Raw genomic sequence first — 16,157 nt, 5'->3', positions numbered from 1 at the left:
CCGTGCACGACCGAAAGCAGCACAACCATGAGCAACAACAGGGGCAGAGGGCTGCAGGCCAACGCCCTCGGCACGTTCGACACCGTGGTCATGGCCGTCGCGGGCAGCGCACCGGCGTACTCGCTGGCCGCGACCACCGCGGTCCTGGTGGGGGCGGTGGGGCTGGCCAGTCCGGCCGCGCTGCTGTGGTGCGCGATACCGATGCTGGGCATCGCGCTCGCCTTCAGCTACCTGGGCCGTATCGATGTGAACGCGGGCGCGAGCTACTCCTGGGTGGGCCGCACCCTGCACCCCTTCCTCGGTTTCGTCAGCGGCTGGGCGCTGGTGGTGTCCGCGACCATCTTCATGGTGGCCGGGTCACTGCCCGCCGGTTCGATGACGCTGTCCCTGTTCGACTCGGGCCTCGCCGACAACACCGCGCTGTCGACGGTGGTCGGCGCCGCCTGGTTCCTGGTCATGCTCGCGGTGGTGCTCGGCGGCGCCCGCCTCACCGTGCGCGCCCAGCTGCTGATGTCCGGCATCGAGCTGGCGATCCTGCTGCTGTTCGCGGTGCTGGCCCTCTTCCACACCGGCAGCGCCCGTACCTTCGACTGGTCATGGCTGGGCTTCTCGCACTTCGACGGCGTCTCCGGCTTCGCCTCGGGCGCGCTTATCGCGGCCTTCTACTACTGGGGCTGGGACGTCACCAGCAACCTCAGCGAGGAGACCCGCAACTCCCGCCGTACGACCGGACTCGCGGGCCTGATCGGCGTCGGCATCGTGTTCGCGCTGTTCGAGGTGTTCACCATCGCGGTGAACGTCATCATGTCCTCCGACCAGATCGCCGCCAACGACGCCAACGTGCTGGGCGCGCTGGGCGACGTGATCGCGCCGGGCTGGGGCGGCAAGGTGCTGATCGTCGCCGTGATGCTGTCCACCATCGCCACCCTGGAGACGACCCTCATCCAGGTCACCCGCTCGCTGTTCGCGATGGGCCGCGACCGTACGATGCCGACCGCGCTGGGCAAGGTGCACCGCACCTGGAACACCCCGCACGTGGCGATCGGCGTGGTCGGCGGGGTGGCGCTGGTGATGTTCATCGCCTCCAACGCACTGGGCTCGGTGGGCGAGATCCTCTACGACGCGATCTCGGCGATCGGTCTGCAGATCGCCGTCTACTACGGCCTGGCCGGCCTCGCGGTGGTCGTGGCCTACCGCAAGATGCTGTTCAAGTCGGCGGGCAACTTCCTGCTCGGCGGGCTGTGGCCGCTGTTCGGCGCGGTGTTCATGTTCTGGATCTTCGTCGAGTCGCTGAGCCAGCTGAGCGGCGCGGCGATCGCGATCGGCGTCGGCGGTCTCGCCGTCGGCCTGCTCCCGATGCTCTGGTACTGGAAGCAGGGCAGCGACTACTACCGGCCGGCCAAGCTGGACGCCACCCGCACGGTCGAGGCCGACTACGTCCCCGACGACCACGTCACCGCACACGCCCGGGCTTACGAAGGCCTCCCCACCGATTTCTGAGGTACGAGTCCGATGGCGCGAGACCGCTTCGCCCCCGACTTCGACCCGGACTGCGGGGACGAGTCCCTGACCACGGCCCGCCAGGACATCGTCATCGGCCGCTGGCAGGGCCTGCGGGAACTGCTCCGGGCCACCGGCCCGGACTGGCTCGCCCGGGGCCACCGGGTACGGCTGCTGGCGCAGGCCTGCGCGGGCAGTTCGACGGCTGAGTCCTGGCTGGCCGCCGAGCCGCACAGCGCCGACGCGCTGGTGCTGCGGGCGGCGACCGAGACGGCCCGGGCCTTCACCCTGGCCATCTCGGCGGGCCGGGGCGCCCCGATGGACCGGGGCAGGATCGACACCGCCGTGCTGGCCTGTCTGGCGGCCGCGGAGGCGTACCCGCAGGACCCGACCCCCTGGGTCTCCCTGATCTCGGTGGCCCGGCTGTATCCGACCGGGGTGCGCCGGCAGGAACTCGCCCGCTGGTGGGACGAGTTGCACCGGCGTGACCCGTACAACGTGGAGGGCCACCTCCAGGTGCTCCACTACTACTCCGCGCGCTGGCACGGCACGCACGGCCTGATGTACGACTTCGCCCGCGACGCGGCCGGGGTCGCCCCGCCCGGCTGTGCGCTGCCGGTCCTGGTGCAGTACGCCCGTGTCGAGGAGTTCCGGTTCGCCCTGGACGGGGAGCGGGGACAGCAGAACGCGGTCGCGCTCAGCCAGCACTGGAAGCACGACGGCGCGGTCAGCGACGTACGGCGCACCTGGGAGCGCTGGATCGCCCAGCGCGGCGAGGATCCCGTCGCCCCGGGCGAGTTGCGCGACCTCAACTACCTGACGCACGCGGCCTGTCAGGCGGGCGTCAAGGACATCGCCGCGGCCCTGCTGCGCCTGCAGGGCCGCCGGGCGACCCGCACGCCCTGGTCGTACACCGGCGATCCGGAGAAGCAGCTCGTCAAGTGGCGGGCGGATCTGAAGGTGCGGGGGTGAGGTGAGCGCCCTGAAGGGGCGGGGGGACGCTCAGCCCTCGGTCTGCTCGGCCGGTGCGAGGCCCGTCGTCCACTTCTCCTCGATGCGGCCCGCCTTCCAGATCAGCAGGGCGATCGCCCAGGTGGCGAAGAAGAGGCCGACGATGACGAAGCCGACGGTGTTGAGGTCGAGGCCGGCGACCCAGTCCCAGAAGAAGCCGTGCAGGTCCAGCTTCTCGGCGAGGAGGCCGAGGAGTTCGACGGTGCCGATGATGAGGGCGACGGCGACGGACAGGCCGGTGATGGTGAGGTTGTAGTAGACCTTGCGGACCGGCTTGGAGAACGCCCACTCGTAGGCGAAGTTCATGAACGAGCCGTCGATGGTGTCGAGCAGCGACATGCCGGCCGCGAAGAGCACCGGCAGCGTGAGGATGGCGTACCAGGGCAGGCCGGAGGCGGCGCCGGAGCCGGCCAGGACCAGCAGGGCGATCTCGGTGGCGGTGTCGAAGCCGAGGCCGAACAGCAGGCCGAGCGGGTACATCTGCCAGGGCTTGGTGATCGAGCCGGTGACCCGGCCGAGGAAGCGGTTCATGAAGCCGCGGTTGTTCAGCTGGGTCTCCAGGGCGGCCTCGTCGTAGGCGCCGGAGCGCATCTGCCGGAAGACCTTCCAGATGCCGGCCAGGATGACCAGGTTGATGCCGGCGATCAGGTAGAGGAAGGTGCCGGAGACCGTCGTACCGATCAGGCCGGTGACGTCGTGGAGGTGCGAGTTGTCGTTCTGGACCGGTCCGGCCAGGCTCTTCATGCCGAGTGAGAGCAGCAGGGCGAGGCCGAAGACGATGCTGGAGTGACCGAGGGAGAACCAGAAGCCGACCGACAGCGGGCGCTGCCCCTCGCCCATCAGCTTCCGGGTGGTGTTGTCGATGGCCGCGATGTGGTCGGCGTCGAAGGCGTGCCGCATGCCGAGGGTGTACGCGGTGATGCCGATGCCGATCCCGAAGGACTCCTTGCCGACGCTGAAGTGCTGCGGGGCGATGATCCCGACCAGGGTGCCCCAGCCGATGACGTGCAGGGCGAGCACGAAGCCGGCCATCCCGCCGACCCTGATCCACTCCTGCCGGGTCATGGAGCTCCGGACACGGCGCCAGGCCGAGCGCTTGGTCTCGGCCTGGGCGGGGAGGGACGGAGCGGAACCAGGGGCGGCCGTCATCGGGAGGTGACATCCTTCGGTCGTACAGGAGCAGCTGCGATCGACAGCCTTGTGCCATCCTCCCGTACTTGCAAATGGTTCGCACTAAAGGCAGTGGCAGGCCTTTCCCATGAGAAGGTAAAGGGAAGGTAAGGAGCTCAGGCCGACAGCAGCCCGCTGCCCAGCCAGTCCTTGGCGTTCCTCACCCCCGGCAGGGCGAAGAAGTAACCGCCGCCGGTCGGTGAGATGTAGTCGACGAGGGGCTCGTCGATCAGCCGGGTCTGGGTGGCCTCGAACTGGCGCTTGACGTCCTGGTTGTAGCAGCAGAACGCCAGGCCCATGTCGAGGTTGCCGACGCTGTCGACGCCCCGGTCGTAGTTGTAGCCGCGGCGCAGGATCCGGGAGCTGTCGGACTTCGACGTGCGCGGGTTGGCGAGCCGGATGTGGGCGTCCAGCGGGATGGCGTTGCCCTTCGGGTCCTTGGCGTAGTTCGGGATGTCGGTCTCCTTGGCGCCGTCCAGCGGGGCGCCGGTGTCCTTGCGGCGGCCGAACATCAGCTCCTGCTCGCTGAGCGAGACGCGGTCCCAGAACTCGACGAGCATCCGGATGATCCGGATCACCTGGTAGCTGCCTCCGGCGGTCCAGGCCGGCTCGCCCTGCCCGTCGCCGACCCAGATCAGCCGGTCGGTCTCGCGGGCCGAGGTCACGTCCGGGTTGGCTATGCCGTCCTTGAAGCCGAGCAGGTTGCGCTGGGCGCCGGTCGGCCGCGGGGCGTTCTGGAAACCGTCGATGCGCCACTTGATCTGCATGGCGCCACGGGTGTGCTTGGCGATGTCCCGCAGCGCGTGCAGCACGGTGTCCGTGCTGTTGGCGCAGATCTGCAGCGACAGGTCGCCGTGGCACTCGGCCGCGTTCAGGTTGTCGTTCGGGAAGGTCCGCATCGGCGTCAGCCGGGCCGGCTTCGCCTTCGCGAGGCCGTAGCGGTCGTCGAAGAGGGAGGCGCCGACGCCGACGGTGACGGTCAGCGCGTCGGAGGGGACGTCGGGGCCGAGGATGCCGTTGTCGGAGGGCGGCGCGCCGACGCCGAGGTCCTCGGGGGTGCCGCCGGAGGTGAGGAAGCGCGCCCGGGTGGTGATCGTCTTCAGCAGGTCGGCGAGCTCCTGCCGGTTGCCGGCGATGACGTCGAGGGAGACGAAGGTGGCGGCCGCCGGGGCCGGGGTGAGGATGCCGGCCTGGTGAGCGCCGTGGAAGGGGACCTTGGTGGTGCCGCTCGCGTCGGCCGCCTGGGCCTCGGCGGTGCCGCCGGCCTGGCTGAGCGCGAAGCCGCCGCCGGCCAGGACCGCGCCCGCGGCCCCGGCGCCCAGCGCCGTCCGCACGAAGGAACGGCGGCCCGCGCCCATCGGGCAGGACGGGGTCTCGGCAGCGGACATCGGAGGGTTCCCTTCGTCGTACGGGTGCGTGTGGTCTGCGGCGGTCATCAGGCGGACTTCCTGATCTCCAGGAGGTCCGGCACCGGGGCGAGGTCCTCCAGCAGCTGGCCGGTGGCCCCGTTCAGCTGCTGCCGGGTGGCCGCGTCGAGCTTCTCGACCGGGGTCCAGGTGGCGCCCTGGTGCTCGGCGTCCAGGAGCTGCTGGAGGCGCGCGATGTCGGCGTCGACGGCCGGCAGGAGCTTGGGCGCGCGGGTGGTGAGCAGCGGATCGAGCACGGTGAGCAGCTCGCGGGTGCCGGCGAGGTTGGCGTTCGCGGTGGCGAGGTTGGTGCCGCTGCCCTCGTCGGTGTCGGCGGTCAGCTCGAACTGGAGGGTGTTCTCCAGGATCTCGTGGGCGCGCAGCGGCAGGTCGCCCGGGTCGAAGTCCTGGGTCGGGAACGCCTTCTGGAGTCCGGCGGCCGCGTCGACGAGCGCCTGGGCCGGGGCCTTCAGCTCGTCGGCGGACTGCCCGTGCCACAGCCCGTACTCGAGCCGGTGGAACCCGGCGAAGTCGCTGTCGGCCACCCCGCCCGCGAGGCCGTCGGCCCGGCCGTTGATCTTCTTGTCGAAGTCCTCGAAGGTGCCGTAGGCGGCGCCGAGGGAGGAGTAGGTGAGATGGGCGGTCAGCCAGTCGGTGCGGGCCTGGTCGAGGTGGTTGCCCTCGATGTCGGCGTCGAGCGTGCGGGTCTGGGCGACGAGGGTGGCCAGCCCCTGGTCGACGTACGCCCGGTAGGCCTTCAGCGGGGCGGCGAGGTCGTTCTCGGAGACCGGTACGACCGCCTTGGCGCTGCTCCCGCCGCCGGTGACGGTGACCGCCTTGGAGGTGACGGCCTTGCCGCTGGACGGCACACAGCGCCAGGCATAGGTGCCGCCGGCGACCGTGGCGACCAGGTCGCGGGTGGTACCGGGGGCGAGGCCCTCGATCTCGCCGTAGACCGCGTTGGTGCCCGGGTCGATCAGATACACCTCGGAGGTCTTGCTGCCGGTGTTCTGCATCCGGAAGGTCTGGCGGCCCGTCCTGGGCGCCGTGAAGCCCTTGCCGCACTCGGTCGCCGACACGGCGACCGTCTGCCCGCCGCTGGGCTTGGGCCGGGCGAAGGCGACGACCAGCCCGGCGACGACGGCGGGGACGGCAACCACGGCGACCGGGACCACCCAGGCGGGGCGCCGGCGGGGCACCGCCGCGGGCTTCGGGCCGGACTCCTGCACCGACGTCGATTCCGGCTCCGGCCGGTGGGCGACAGCGGGCTCGGACTGCGGCTCCGGCTCCGGCTCCGGCTCCAGTTCCGGCTGGTGGGCAGCAGCAGGCTCCGGCTCGGGCTCCGGCTCCGGCTCCGGCCGGGATGCGTCAACATCCGCGGTCGGCTGCGCGTGCGGCTCGGGCCGGTCGGTCGTCGGCGCCTGTGCGTCGGCCGCGGACGGCGATTCGGGCTGGTCGGCGGCGGGCTTCCGCTGCGCCTGCGCCTGCGCCGCGGACGCCTCGACAGCCGGCTTCGGCTCGCTCGCCCGCACTCCGCGCACGAACAGCGTCATGACGATCACGAGGTAGCCGACGTACACGATCACCTGGAGCCAGGTCATCGTGGGCGTGATGTTGAGGACGCCCTGGAGGAGGGTGCTGTACCAGGAGCCCGCGTCGACGCTGCCGCTGAGGTCGACGGCGTAGGCCGTGTTGCCCGGGAACACCCCGCCTTCCTGGAGGTCGCGCAGCCCGTAGCCGAGGACACCGGCCGCGATCACGATCAGAACGGCACCGGTGTAGGTGAAGAACTTCGTCAGGTTGATCTTCAGGACGCGGCGGTACAGGCCCCAGCACAGGCCGGCCGCCAGGACCAGGCCGATCCCGGCGCCGGCCAGGGGACCCCCGGACTCGCCGGCCGCCCGGGCCGTGGTCCACAGGAACAGCGCGGTCTCCAGGCCCTCGCGGCCGACGGCGAGGAACGAGGTGACGATCAGCACGCCCGAGCCCATGGCCAGCGCTCCGGTCACCTTCTCCTTGATCTCGCCGGAGAGGCTGCGCGCCGAGCGGCGCATCCAGAAGACCATCGCCGTGACGAAGGCGACCGCGATCACGCTGAGGGTGCCGCCGAAGGCCTCCTGCGCGGTCGCGGAGAGGGAGGCGGCGGTGAAGGTGAGGACCGCGCCGAAACTCATCGCCAGCGCGATCGCGGCCAGTACGCCGGTCCACACCTGCGGCAGCCGGTTTCTGGCCCCGGCCCGTACCAGGGTGGCGACCAGGATCGAAACGATCAGTCCGGCCTCAAGGCCTTCCCTCAGTCCGATCAGGAAACTCGGAAACGCGTCGTCCCACATCCGCCGCAGCCCTCCCCGGCAGGCCCGTCCCCGCCCCTTGGCTCGAACTTAGTGAAGGCATGCCTTACTTCCGCCGACCATGATGACTACACACATGTAGTCAGACAGTCATGAAATGGCAATGGTGCGGTAAAAGCCGTGAACGAACGGGGGCGCGTACCCCTGGAACCACGGGCGGGACCACGATCGTCTACATTCGAGTAGACCGTCTACATGTTCGTAGTCACCAAGTTCGTAGTCACCGAGAGGGCCGGCGCCGGCGTGATGAACCGCAAGAGGATCGCGGAGTTCGCGGGGAGCGTCGGGCTCGGCGCCTGGGTGGCGTTCACGGCGCTGGCCCTGGTCGTCACCGGCCGCCACGGCGCCCCGCTCCGGCTGGACCGCACGGTGCTCACCTGGTCCCTCGGTCATCGCCCGGACGTGGCGGTGGCCGTGGCCCGGGGGCTGACCGCGACCGGCACCGGGGTCGTCCCGTACGCCCTGGTCGCACTGGCCGGCCTGCTCGTGGGCCGCACCCGGCGACAGCGGCTGATCGGCGCACTCCTCGGCCTGACCTGCCTCGCCCTGAGCCAGGTGGCCCGGCGCGGTGTCATGGAGCTGATCGCCCGCGCCCGGCCGCCGCAGGCCGACTGGCAGACACAGGCCTCCGGCTGGTCGTTCCCGTCCGGCCACAGCACCACGGCCGCGCTGACCGCCGGTCTGCTGATCCTCGCGCTGTGGATACGCGCCCCGCACGGCCGTACGGCGTTGTGCGTGGCCGTCGGCTGCTGGGGGCTCGTCGTCGGGGCCACCCGGGCGTTTCTCGGCGTGCACTGGGGCACCGATGTGCTCGGCGGCTGGCTGTTCGCGGTGGGCTGGCTCGGGGTCTGGGTGTGCGCGGGTGCCCGATGGGTCCCGGACCCGCGGGCCCGGGAGGACGTACCGGAGAGACCGGTGACCGCGCCCTGAGTCAGGGCGTGGCGCCCGGTCCGTCCGGGCGGGTCCGGCGCTGTTCGACCATCTCCCGGGTGAGCTCCTCCGTCTCGGACTCCGGCAGCCGTTCGAAGCCGTCGTCCGTGATGACCGAGACCAGCGGGAAGATACGGCGGTTGATGTCGGGGCCGCCGGTCGCCGAGTCGTCCTCGGCCGCGTCGTAGAGCGCCTGGAGCGCGGCGAGGGCGGCCTCGCGGCGGGTGAGGCCGGTACGGTACAGCTTCTTCAGCGCGCCCCCGGCGTAGGGCGAGCCGCTGCCCTCGGCGTGGAACTCCCGCTTCTCGTAGAGCCCGCCGGCGACGTCGAAGCTGAAGATCCGGCCGCGTTCGCCCTCCGGCGCCTTGGGGTCGTAGCCGACGAGCAGCGGGACGACGGCGAGGCCCTGCATGGCCTGGCCGAGGTTCTCCCGGATCATCCCGGCGAGGCGGCGGGCCTTGCCGTCGAGGGTCATGGGGACACCCTCGATCTTCTCGAAGTGGGTCAGCTCGACCTGGTAGAGCTTCACCATGTCGAGGGCGAGCCCGACGGTGCCCGCGAAGGCGACCGCCGTGTAGTCGTCGGCGGGGTGCACCTTCTCCAGGTCGCGCTGGGCGATGAGGTTGCCCATGGTGGCGCGACGGTCGCCGGCGATCAGCACGCCGTCGCGGTAGGCGAGGGCGAGGACGGTGGTGCCGTGCGGGAAGGCGCCGGGTGCGGCGGCCGTGCCGGCGGGCAGGGGGCTGCGGGTGGGCAGCAGTTCGGGCCGGTGGGCGGCGAGGAACCCGGCGAAGGACGAGGTGCCGGGTGTGAAGAACTCCTCCCCCAGGCGGCCACCGGTGTCGCTGTCGTTCGCTGCCATGCAACTCCCCCTCCGTACAGGTCCCGTACCGGCCTCCCACGCGGGCTTCGCACGCGGTCTCCCGTGTCGGCCTCCCGTGTCGGCCTCCCGCGCGGGCCTCCGTGTCGGCCGACGACAACGGACTCCTACCTGATGCGCGCCGCCCGGAAACGCCTCGCGGGTCACAGCGCCCGGCGCCGGATCAGCACCCCGAGCACCAGCAGGCCCGGCAGCAGCGGCAGCCACACGGTCAGCAGCCGGTAGCCGAGCACGGCGGAGGCGGCCGTGGCGGCCGGGGTTCCGGAGGCGGTGAGGGCGAGGGCGAGGGCCGCGTCGAGCGAGCCGAGGCCACCCGGGGTGGGGAGCAGCGCGGCGGCGCCGCTGGCGGCGAGGTAGAGCAGCGCCACCCGGGCCGGGGACAGCGGCAGTTCGACCGCCCGGGTCACGGCGATGAGGACCAGGGCGTGCAGCCCGGTGAAGGCGAGGGAGCCGCCCCACAGCGCGGCCGCGCGGACCGGCCGGGTGTGCAGGGCCCGCAGGTCGGTCACCACGGCGGCCACGGCGCCCCGGCAGCGGGGCCACACCCGGACCCGGAGCAGGACGAGGGCCATGACGGCCGCGGCGGCCAGGGCGAGGAGCGCGGCCGTGGACACGTGCGGGGTGCGCAGCAGCCCCGGGCAGGCCGGGGCGAGGACGGCGATGAGGGCCAGCCGGACCACCACCCCGGCGGCGGCCTTCACCGCGAGGGCCGAGGCACCGCGGCCCGCCGGGAGTCCGCAACGCATCAGGAAGCGCAGGTTCACCGCACCCGCGCCGAGCCCGGCGGGCAGCACGTGGTTGGCGGCCGAGGCGGCGAACTGCGTGGCGACCAGGCGCCGGCCGGGCAGCCGCGGGGTGACCGCACCCTGCTGGGCGAGGGCCGAGCACGCCCAGGTCCCGACCGCCGCCACGGCCGCCACGAACAGCCAGCCCTGATCGGCGACGGCGAGCCGGAGCGCCCCGTGTTCCACGGTCGGCCAGTGCCGCCGGAGCAGCCAGCCCGCGCAGACCAGCACGGCGAGGCAGGCACCGGTCTGCCAGTAGACCCCCCGGCGGCCCGTGGCGGGGGCGCCGTTCACGTTCGGGACCATCGAGGCACCCACCCCTGTTCCCCTACACCCGCGTAGGACCGTCCATGGACTTAGGGGACAAACACTGACAAATTAACCAGGGTTGCGGGCTCAGGCAGCGCCGGGTACGCCCACACGGACGGCGGCACTACGCGCTGTAAGGTTGTGCCATGGCTGGCACAGGGTCCCGCGGCAGGGCGGAGCGGCGCAGCGCCGGAGAGCTGGAAAGCGAAGTGCTGGCGGCCCTGTGGGCGACCGAACGCCCGTTGACCCCGGCCGAGATCCAGTCCGACATCGACGGCGGCCTCGCGTACAACACGGTCCATACGATCCTCAAGCGGCTGTACGACAAGGGGCTGGTGCTGCGGGACGCGGACGGGCGGCGCGGCGCGTACCGGCCGGCGAAGAACGCGGCCCAGCTGACCGCCGAGGCGATGCACGAGGCCCTGGACCGGGGACCGGATCCGATCGCGGCGCTCCAGCAGTTCGTCTCCGGGCTGAGCCCGGAGGAGGAGCGGGCGCTGCGGAACCTGTTCGCAGGGGGCGGCGCATGAGCTTCGACGTCTACACACCGCTGCTGCTCTCGCTGCTGCTGCCCCTGGTCAGCCCGGTGATCGGCCGGCGCGTCGCCCCGGCGCTGGCCGCCCGTGTGCTGACGTCCGCCGCCGTGCTCACCGCCGCGGCGACCACCTGGTCCCTGATCCTGCTGGTGACCGCCCTGGTGGGCGATGCCCCGCCGGTGGTCCGGGAGGCCCGGGAGGACGGCCGGCGGCTGGCCGACCCGGTGCCCGAGGTGATCGGGGTCGCCGCGTGCGTGGCGCTGGCCGTGGTGGTCTGGCGGGTGCAGCGGGCGGTGCGCGCCGAGCGGCGCACCCGGCGGGCGCTGCGGCGGCTGTGCGAGGGGCAGCCCCGGGACACCGAGCTGGTGGTGGCCGCCTCCGAGGTGCCGCAGGCGTTCGCCATCCCCGGCCGGCCGGGCCGGATCCTGGTCACCTCGGCGATGCTGAGCGCGCTGGCGCCCGCGGAGCGGCGGGTGCTGCTGGCCCATGAACGAGCGCACCTGACACACCGGCACGGCCGTGTGGTGACGGCGGCGACGCTCGCGGCGGCCGCCAATCCGCTGCTCGGCCCGGTCCGTTCGGCCGTGTCCTTCCTGGTGGAGCGCTGGGCGGACGAGCAGGCCGCGGCCGCCGTCGGGGACCGGGTGACCACCGCCCGCGCACTGGCCCGGGCGGCGCTCTGCGCGGGCCGCGCCCGCCCGGCCTGCGCCCTGAGCTTCACGGACCGCGCGGTCACCCGCCGGATCGCGGCCCTCCAGACCACCCCTCCCCCGCACCTGTGGTCCGCCGCGGCGGCCGTCCTCGTGCTGGGCGCGATCCCGGCCCTGTTCGCGGCGGACGCCACGGGCGACCTGATCAGGCTGCTGTGGAACGCGCTGACCTGAGGGCCGGCGAGTCACTGACGGACACCGGATCGACCCTGGCCCGGGGAACACATGCACGCCTGACCGCGCCCGCACGAAACGCCAACGCCTCGCGGACCCGGCGGGCCACCCTTCTGTCCGGTGGCACACTTGCCCGGTGTCCCTGACTTTCGACGACCTTCTCGGCCGCGCCCGCGCCCTCGCCGGCCGAGGATCTCGGGTGATCCTCGGCATCGCGGGCAGCCCCGGTGCCGGCAAGACGACGCTCGCCGAACATCTGGTGCGGGAGCTGAACGGCGGCGGCGAGCCGTGGGTGGCGCACGTGCCCATGGACGGCTTCCACCTGGCCGACGCCGAACTGGAACGTCTCGGCCTCAGAGACCGCAAGGGCGCGCCCGCGACCTTCGACGCGGCCGGCTACGCGGCGCTGCTGCGGCGGCTGCACGAGGACAGGGACGACGTGGTGTACGCGCCGGGCTTCGAGCGGGTGCTGGAGCAGCCCATCGCGGGCGCGCTCCCGGTGCCGCCGACGGCCCGGCTGGTGGTGACGGAGGGCAACTACCTGCTGCTGGCGGACGGCTTGTGGGCGCGGGTGCGGCCGGCGCTGGACGAGGTGTGGTTCTGCGAGATCGAGGAGGCGGAGCGGATACGGCGGCTGGTCGCCCGGCACGAGGAGTTCGGCAAGGGGCACGAACAGGCCGTGACCTGGGTGGCGGGTACCGACCAGCTGAACGCCGACCTGGTCGCGAGCACCCGGGACCGGGCGGACCTGGTGGTACCGGAGACGGCGCTGCCCGCGCCGTACGACGCGGGCAGCCGTTGACCTAGACGGCGGTGAGGGCGAGTTCGGGTACCCCGTGGGCGTCCTCGGCACCGATGGCGGCCGTGAACGCCTCGGTGCGCACCGTCAGTTCGTCCTCGAAGGACACCGTGAGGTCCCCGCCGGGTCCGTACCGTACGGCGAACACGTGCAGCCCCTCGGGCGCGCCCGGCACCGGTTCGGCCTCGTAGGCGCTGGAGGTGACCAGGTGCCGCCAGCCCTCGTCCGGGTCGCCGTAGCCGCGCGGGTCGGCGGCGAGGGCGAACGCGGCCTGTTCCTGGGTGAGTTCGGCGCGCGCGTCGAAGTGGTCGGCGCCCTGTTCCGCGGGGTGCGTGAGACGCAGCGCACCCGCCGCCGCGATCTCGCCCTCGGCGACCCGGCGCACCCGGTCCCCGTCGTCCGCCGCGTACGGCAGCCCGGCCAGCAGGTACGGCGTCCCGTCGAAGCGCTCCACGGCCACCGTCACCCACAGGCTGGTGCCGTCCGTGACGTACAGGGAGCGCACATGCCGCAGGACATGGTCGCGCCCCACCACCGGCTTGCTGACCAGCTTGGCGGTCAGACCGTCGGCGCTCACGTCCCGGACCCGGACCTCGCCCATCGGCCGGCAGTACAGGAAGCCGTCCAGGACCGGGCCGAAGCCGTGCTGCCGGTTCACCGCCGCCGGGAGGTAGTAGGTACCGGCGGCCTCGATCAGCGCCGGGGTCATACGGCTGTCGAAGGCCACCGAGACCGTGCCCGCGCGGAGCTGGTGGCGGGCCGGAGCCGTCGACGGGGTGCGGTGCCAGGGGGTGGTGTCCTGGATCTGCCAGACCAGCATCCAGGCGAAGTGCCCGTCGACACCGCCGTCCGGCTTGACCGCGTGCCGGCCCCAGCGGGTGTCACCCCGGTAGCGGCCGAGGTCGGAGCCGACGCGGGCGCCGAAGTACCGCAGTCCGAGGACGGATTCGAAACCGGAGTGCTGTTCGCTGTAGCGGGGGCCGCCGTTGTCGAAGCCGCCGCCCGGCAGGCGGGCGTCGATGTACCGGGCGAGCGCGTCCCCGTCCTCGGCGAACATCTGCGCGCCGCTGATCCGGTGGGCCTGGGCGAGGAAGGACAGTGAGATCGGGCCGTAGTTGTTGTCGTAGGCGCCGCCGTGCTCGGGCGGCAGCAGGGCGCCCCGGTCGAGGACGCGGTGGGCGCGGATCTCGTCGGCGTACCGGGCCAGGGCCCGCTCGCGGACCGATTCCCCTTCCTCCGCCGGGAGATGGCGCGCCAGCATCAGACCGCCGACCACGCACCCGATCGCCTGGTTGCCGGCCTCCTGCGGGTTGAAGAAGGTGGCCTCGGTCAGCCAGCGCCAGTAGCCTCGGCCCAACTCGACCAACGCCAGGCGCTGTTCGTCGTCCACCAGGCCCTCCGCCAGGTCGAGGACGTTCACCGCCTGGAGCAGCGCCCACACCGTGCTGGGCCAGTCCCCGATCGGGTGCGCGCCCGCCGCCAGGACGTAACGGGCGTACGGCAGACCGGAGTCGCGGACCTTCAGGTTCGGGTAGCCGGGATTGTCCTCGGTGTAGACCCGCTCGCGCAGATGGAAGGCGAGGCTGCGGCGCACCGCCTCCGGCAGCCGCGGGTCCTTGCCGCGCTGCCAGGCGAGAGCCAGCAGGGAGGTGACGCCGAGGGAGGTGTCGCCGATGTCGTCGTCGGCGTCGGGGTGTTCGAGGTTGCCCTCGGGGGTGAGGCGGGCCAGGGCCTGCTCGGTGACGTCGGCGAGGACCGCGTCGTACGCCTCGGGGGTGTCGGGCAGGTCGTGCAGCGGGCCGAGCTGGCGCGGCAGGTGCATGGGAGGGGGGCAGCCCTTCGTTCCGGAGGTGGCCGTGGCGTGGGTCGTCGGGGTCAGGGCGCAGCCGCGGGGCGGCGGGCGCGCAGGGTGACGTTCAGTGTCTGCGGGCCTTGTCCGCCGAGGTAGACGCGGTTGCCGGTGGTCGCGTCGGTGCCGCCCACCACGGTGTGGTCCTGGCCCGGGTCGTACCGCAGTACGTCGCTCCGGTCCGGCCCGGCGAGCGGTTCGCCCGCCTCGACGTCGGCCTCGACCCGGATCTCGTCGTCGCCGACCCGGTAGGTCATCGGCCCGGTCGTCAGGCACCAGCGTCCGTCGCCGATCGGTACGGCGCCCGTCGGCACGCCGCCCGGCCGGAAGGTCAGTTCGAGGGCCCAGGGCACCCGTGGTCCGCTGATGTCGATGCGCAGGTCGGCGCCGTCCTCGCGCAGGTCCGCTTCGACGCGGGTGGTCTGGGATACCTCGTCCCGGGGCCGGTCCGGGAAGGCCATCGCGGCCGAGAAGCGTCCCTCGTCCGCCACGCGGTAGGCGCCGTCGTCCCGTCGCAGCTCCGGCGGGAGCGGCTGGTAGTAGGCGGCCGTGAGGGTTTCGGTGAGCCGGTACCGGTGCTCGGCGAGCTGTCGCATGTCCGCGGCGCGGAACGGGCCGAGGTCGAAGAATCCCCGGGAGAGGCGGACCGCGTCAAGGACGGCTTCGCCGGCGAACAGGCGCAGGAAGGTGGGATTGCAGGCGAGGCCCGAGCGGATGCGCCGGTGTTCGGGCACGTCCGAGCCGCCGTACAGGACGCTGTGCGCGGTGGCGGAGGCACGGGAGGCGAGGCGCGCCGTGCTGATGTACCGGTGGCGGGGAAGGGGTTCCGGCGCCGGTGCCGGCAGCTTGTGGCACAGGTCGGGGGTGAGGATGGTCTCGGCGAGCAGGTCGGGGTCGTCGATGCCGCCGGCCGCCGCCCACCGTGCCGCCCGGCCGAGGTCGCCGCGGCCGGTGCGGATCGCGAGCAGCCGGTAGTGCGGCAGGTAGGGCGCCAGCGGGAACGAGTGGTGCTGGTCCTGTCGTCGCGAGTGGACGGTCTCCACCGTGCCGTCCGGTCTGATGAGGTCCAGGGTCGCGGTGAGGTTGCGCTCGACGGCGTCCCTCAGGTCGGCGCGGCCGAGGACGTCGGCCAGGAGCAGCAGCGACGGGTTGGACACATGGGCCGCGTAGTTGGCGCTCCGCTCCGAGTACAGGCCCTCCGCGTCGATGTCGACGCCCTCGGCGAGCCACGCGTCGACGCGGTCGAGCAGCCGGCCGTCCGGGAACGACCGGTGCAGCCGGGCCAGCGCCGCGCACAGCTCCCAGCGGTGGTTCGGGGTGTGCGCCCCTCCGGTCAGGAGGCTGTCGGTGGCGGCGCCGGCGATCTCGGCGAGCGCGGCCGTGACGTCGCCCAGTTCCGGTCCCGCGCCGGCAGCGAGGAGGTGCGCGTCGCAGACGTCGTTGACGGTGAAGGCCGAGTCCGGCGGTGACTGCACGTTGTCGCCGCCGGCGAAGAGGCCGGTGGCGGTCTGCGCGGCCCGCAGGGCGCGGAGGTGGGTCACCGCGGCGGCGACGGCCCGGCCGCTGCCGTGCAGTGCCGAGTCCGGGGAACGGTACGCGGCGACCAGAGTCCTGACCCGGCGGGCCAGAGCACGGTGGGTGACTCCGGCGGGGTACTCGTCCGGTCCGGCCGCCAGCGGGGCCGCCGACCGGTCGGCGGCGCCGGCCACCGCGCGGACGAACTCGTGGTCGAGCGGGGCGGGCACGG

Annotated in this window: 13 protein-coding genes; 6 read left to right on the top strand and 7 right to left on the bottom strand. The window is 72.8% G+C overall.

Features of this window, described 5'->3' with window-relative positions:
* Positions 1–27 precede the first annotated feature (27 nt).
* Both AB0D85_RS15545 and AB0D85_RS15540 read left to right on the top strand, forming a co-directional pair.
* Positions 28–1,500, top strand: coding sequence for an APC family permease (locus AB0D85_RS15545; RefSeq protein WP_362319461.1), 1,473 nt, complete (start codon positions 28–30; stop codon positions 1,498–1,500).
* Positions 1,501–1,512: 12 nt separating this feature from the next.
* Positions 1,513–2,472, top strand: coding sequence for a hypothetical protein (locus AB0D85_RS15540; protein ID WP_362319458.1), 960 nt, complete (start codon positions 1,513–1,515; stop codon positions 2,470–2,472).
* 30 nt (positions 2,473–2,502) lie between these two features.
* Here the strand turns inward: AB0D85_RS15540 and AB0D85_RS15535 are convergent, their stop codons facing one another.
* The 3 genes from AB0D85_RS15535 to efeU form a co-directional block, all read right to left on the bottom strand.
* Positions 2,503–3,660 (bottom strand): HoxN/HupN/NixA family nickel/cobalt transporter, encoded by a 1,158-nt coding sequence (locus AB0D85_RS15535; RefSeq protein ID WP_362319455.1) that lies wholly within the window; start codon positions 3,658–3,660, stop codon positions 2,503–2,505.
* A gap of 137 nt (positions 3,661–3,797) precedes the next feature.
* Entirely contained in the window at positions 3,798–5,069 is a 1,272-nt protein-coding gene (gene efeB / locus AB0D85_RS15530; RefSeq protein ID WP_362319452.1) for an iron uptake transporter deferrochelatase/peroxidase subunit, read from the bottom strand.
* Between the two features lie 47 nt (positions 5,070–5,116).
* Positions 5,117–7,420, bottom strand: a complete 2,304-nt coding sequence (gene efeU, locus AB0D85_RS15525) for an iron uptake transporter permease EfeU (RefSeq protein WP_362319449.1) — start codon at positions 7,418–7,420, stop codon at positions 5,117–5,119.
* 264 nt (positions 7,421–7,684) lie between these two features.
* Here efeU and AB0D85_RS15520 point away from each other — a divergent pair, with 264 nt between their 5' ends.
* Complete coding sequence (locus AB0D85_RS15520) at positions 7,685–8,368, top strand: phosphatase PAP2 family protein (protein ID WP_362320344.1); 684 nt, start codon at positions 7,685–7,687, stop codon at positions 8,366–8,368.
* Between the two features lies 1 nt (position 8,369).
* Here AB0D85_RS15520 and prcB read toward each other — a convergent pair whose 3' ends face one another.
* Both prcB and AB0D85_RS15510 read right to left on the bottom strand, forming a co-directional pair.
* Entirely contained in the window at positions 8,370–9,230 is an 861-nt protein-coding gene (gene prcB / locus AB0D85_RS15515; RefSeq protein WP_362319446.1) for a proteasome subunit beta, read from the bottom strand.
* A 161-nt stretch (positions 9,231–9,391) separates the two neighbouring features.
* On the bottom strand, positions 9,392–10,339 hold the full coding sequence (locus AB0D85_RS15510) for a lysylphosphatidylglycerol synthase domain-containing protein (RefSeq protein WP_362319443.1): 948 nt from the start codon (positions 10,337–10,339) through the stop codon (positions 9,392–9,394).
* Between the two features lie 149 nt (positions 10,340–10,488).
* On the opposite strand from AB0D85_RS15510, the gene AB0D85_RS15505 reads away from it, so the two are divergent.
* The 3 genes from AB0D85_RS15505 (at position 10,489) to AB0D85_RS15495 (ending at position 12,564) form a co-directional block, all read left to right on the top strand.
* Entirely contained in the window at positions 10,489–10,872 is a 384-nt protein-coding gene (locus AB0D85_RS15505) for a BlaI/MecI/CopY family transcriptional regulator (protein ID WP_362319440.1), read from the top strand.
* Positions 10,869–11,762 (top strand): M56 family metallopeptidase, encoded by an 894-nt coding sequence (locus AB0D85_RS15500; protein ID WP_362319438.1) that lies wholly within the window; start codon positions 10,869–10,871, stop codon positions 11,760–11,762. The genes AB0D85_RS15505 and AB0D85_RS15500 overlap by 4 nt, the downstream gene beginning before the upstream one ends.
* Positions 11,763–11,898: 136 nt before the next feature.
* Complete coding sequence (locus AB0D85_RS15495; protein ID WP_362319435.1) at positions 11,899–12,564, top strand: nucleoside/nucleotide kinase family protein; 666 nt, start codon at positions 11,899–11,901, stop codon at positions 12,562–12,564.
* A 1-nt stretch (position 12,565) separates the two neighbouring features.
* On the opposite strand, the gene AB0D85_RS15490 is transcribed toward AB0D85_RS15495, so the two are convergent.
* Both AB0D85_RS15490 and AB0D85_RS15485 read right to left on the bottom strand, forming a co-directional pair.
* On the bottom strand, positions 12,566–14,383 hold the full coding sequence (locus AB0D85_RS15490) for a hypothetical protein (RefSeq protein WP_362319432.1): 1,818 nt from the start codon (positions 14,381–14,383) through the stop codon (positions 12,566–12,568).
* A gap of 53 nt (positions 14,384–14,436) precedes the next feature.
* Positions 14,437–16,155 (bottom strand): hypothetical protein, encoded by a 1,719-nt coding sequence (locus AB0D85_RS15485; RefSeq protein ID WP_362319429.1) that lies wholly within the window; start codon positions 16,153–16,155, stop codon positions 14,437–14,439.
* Positions 16,156–16,157 lie beyond the last annotated feature (2 nt).

This window comes from Streptomyces sp. NPDC048277, assembly GCF_040652235.1.
Classification (GTDB): domain Bacteria; phylum Actinomycetota; class Actinomycetes; order Streptomycetales; family Streptomycetaceae; genus Streptomyces.
This window is presented reverse-complemented; position numbering and strand designations above follow the sequence as displayed.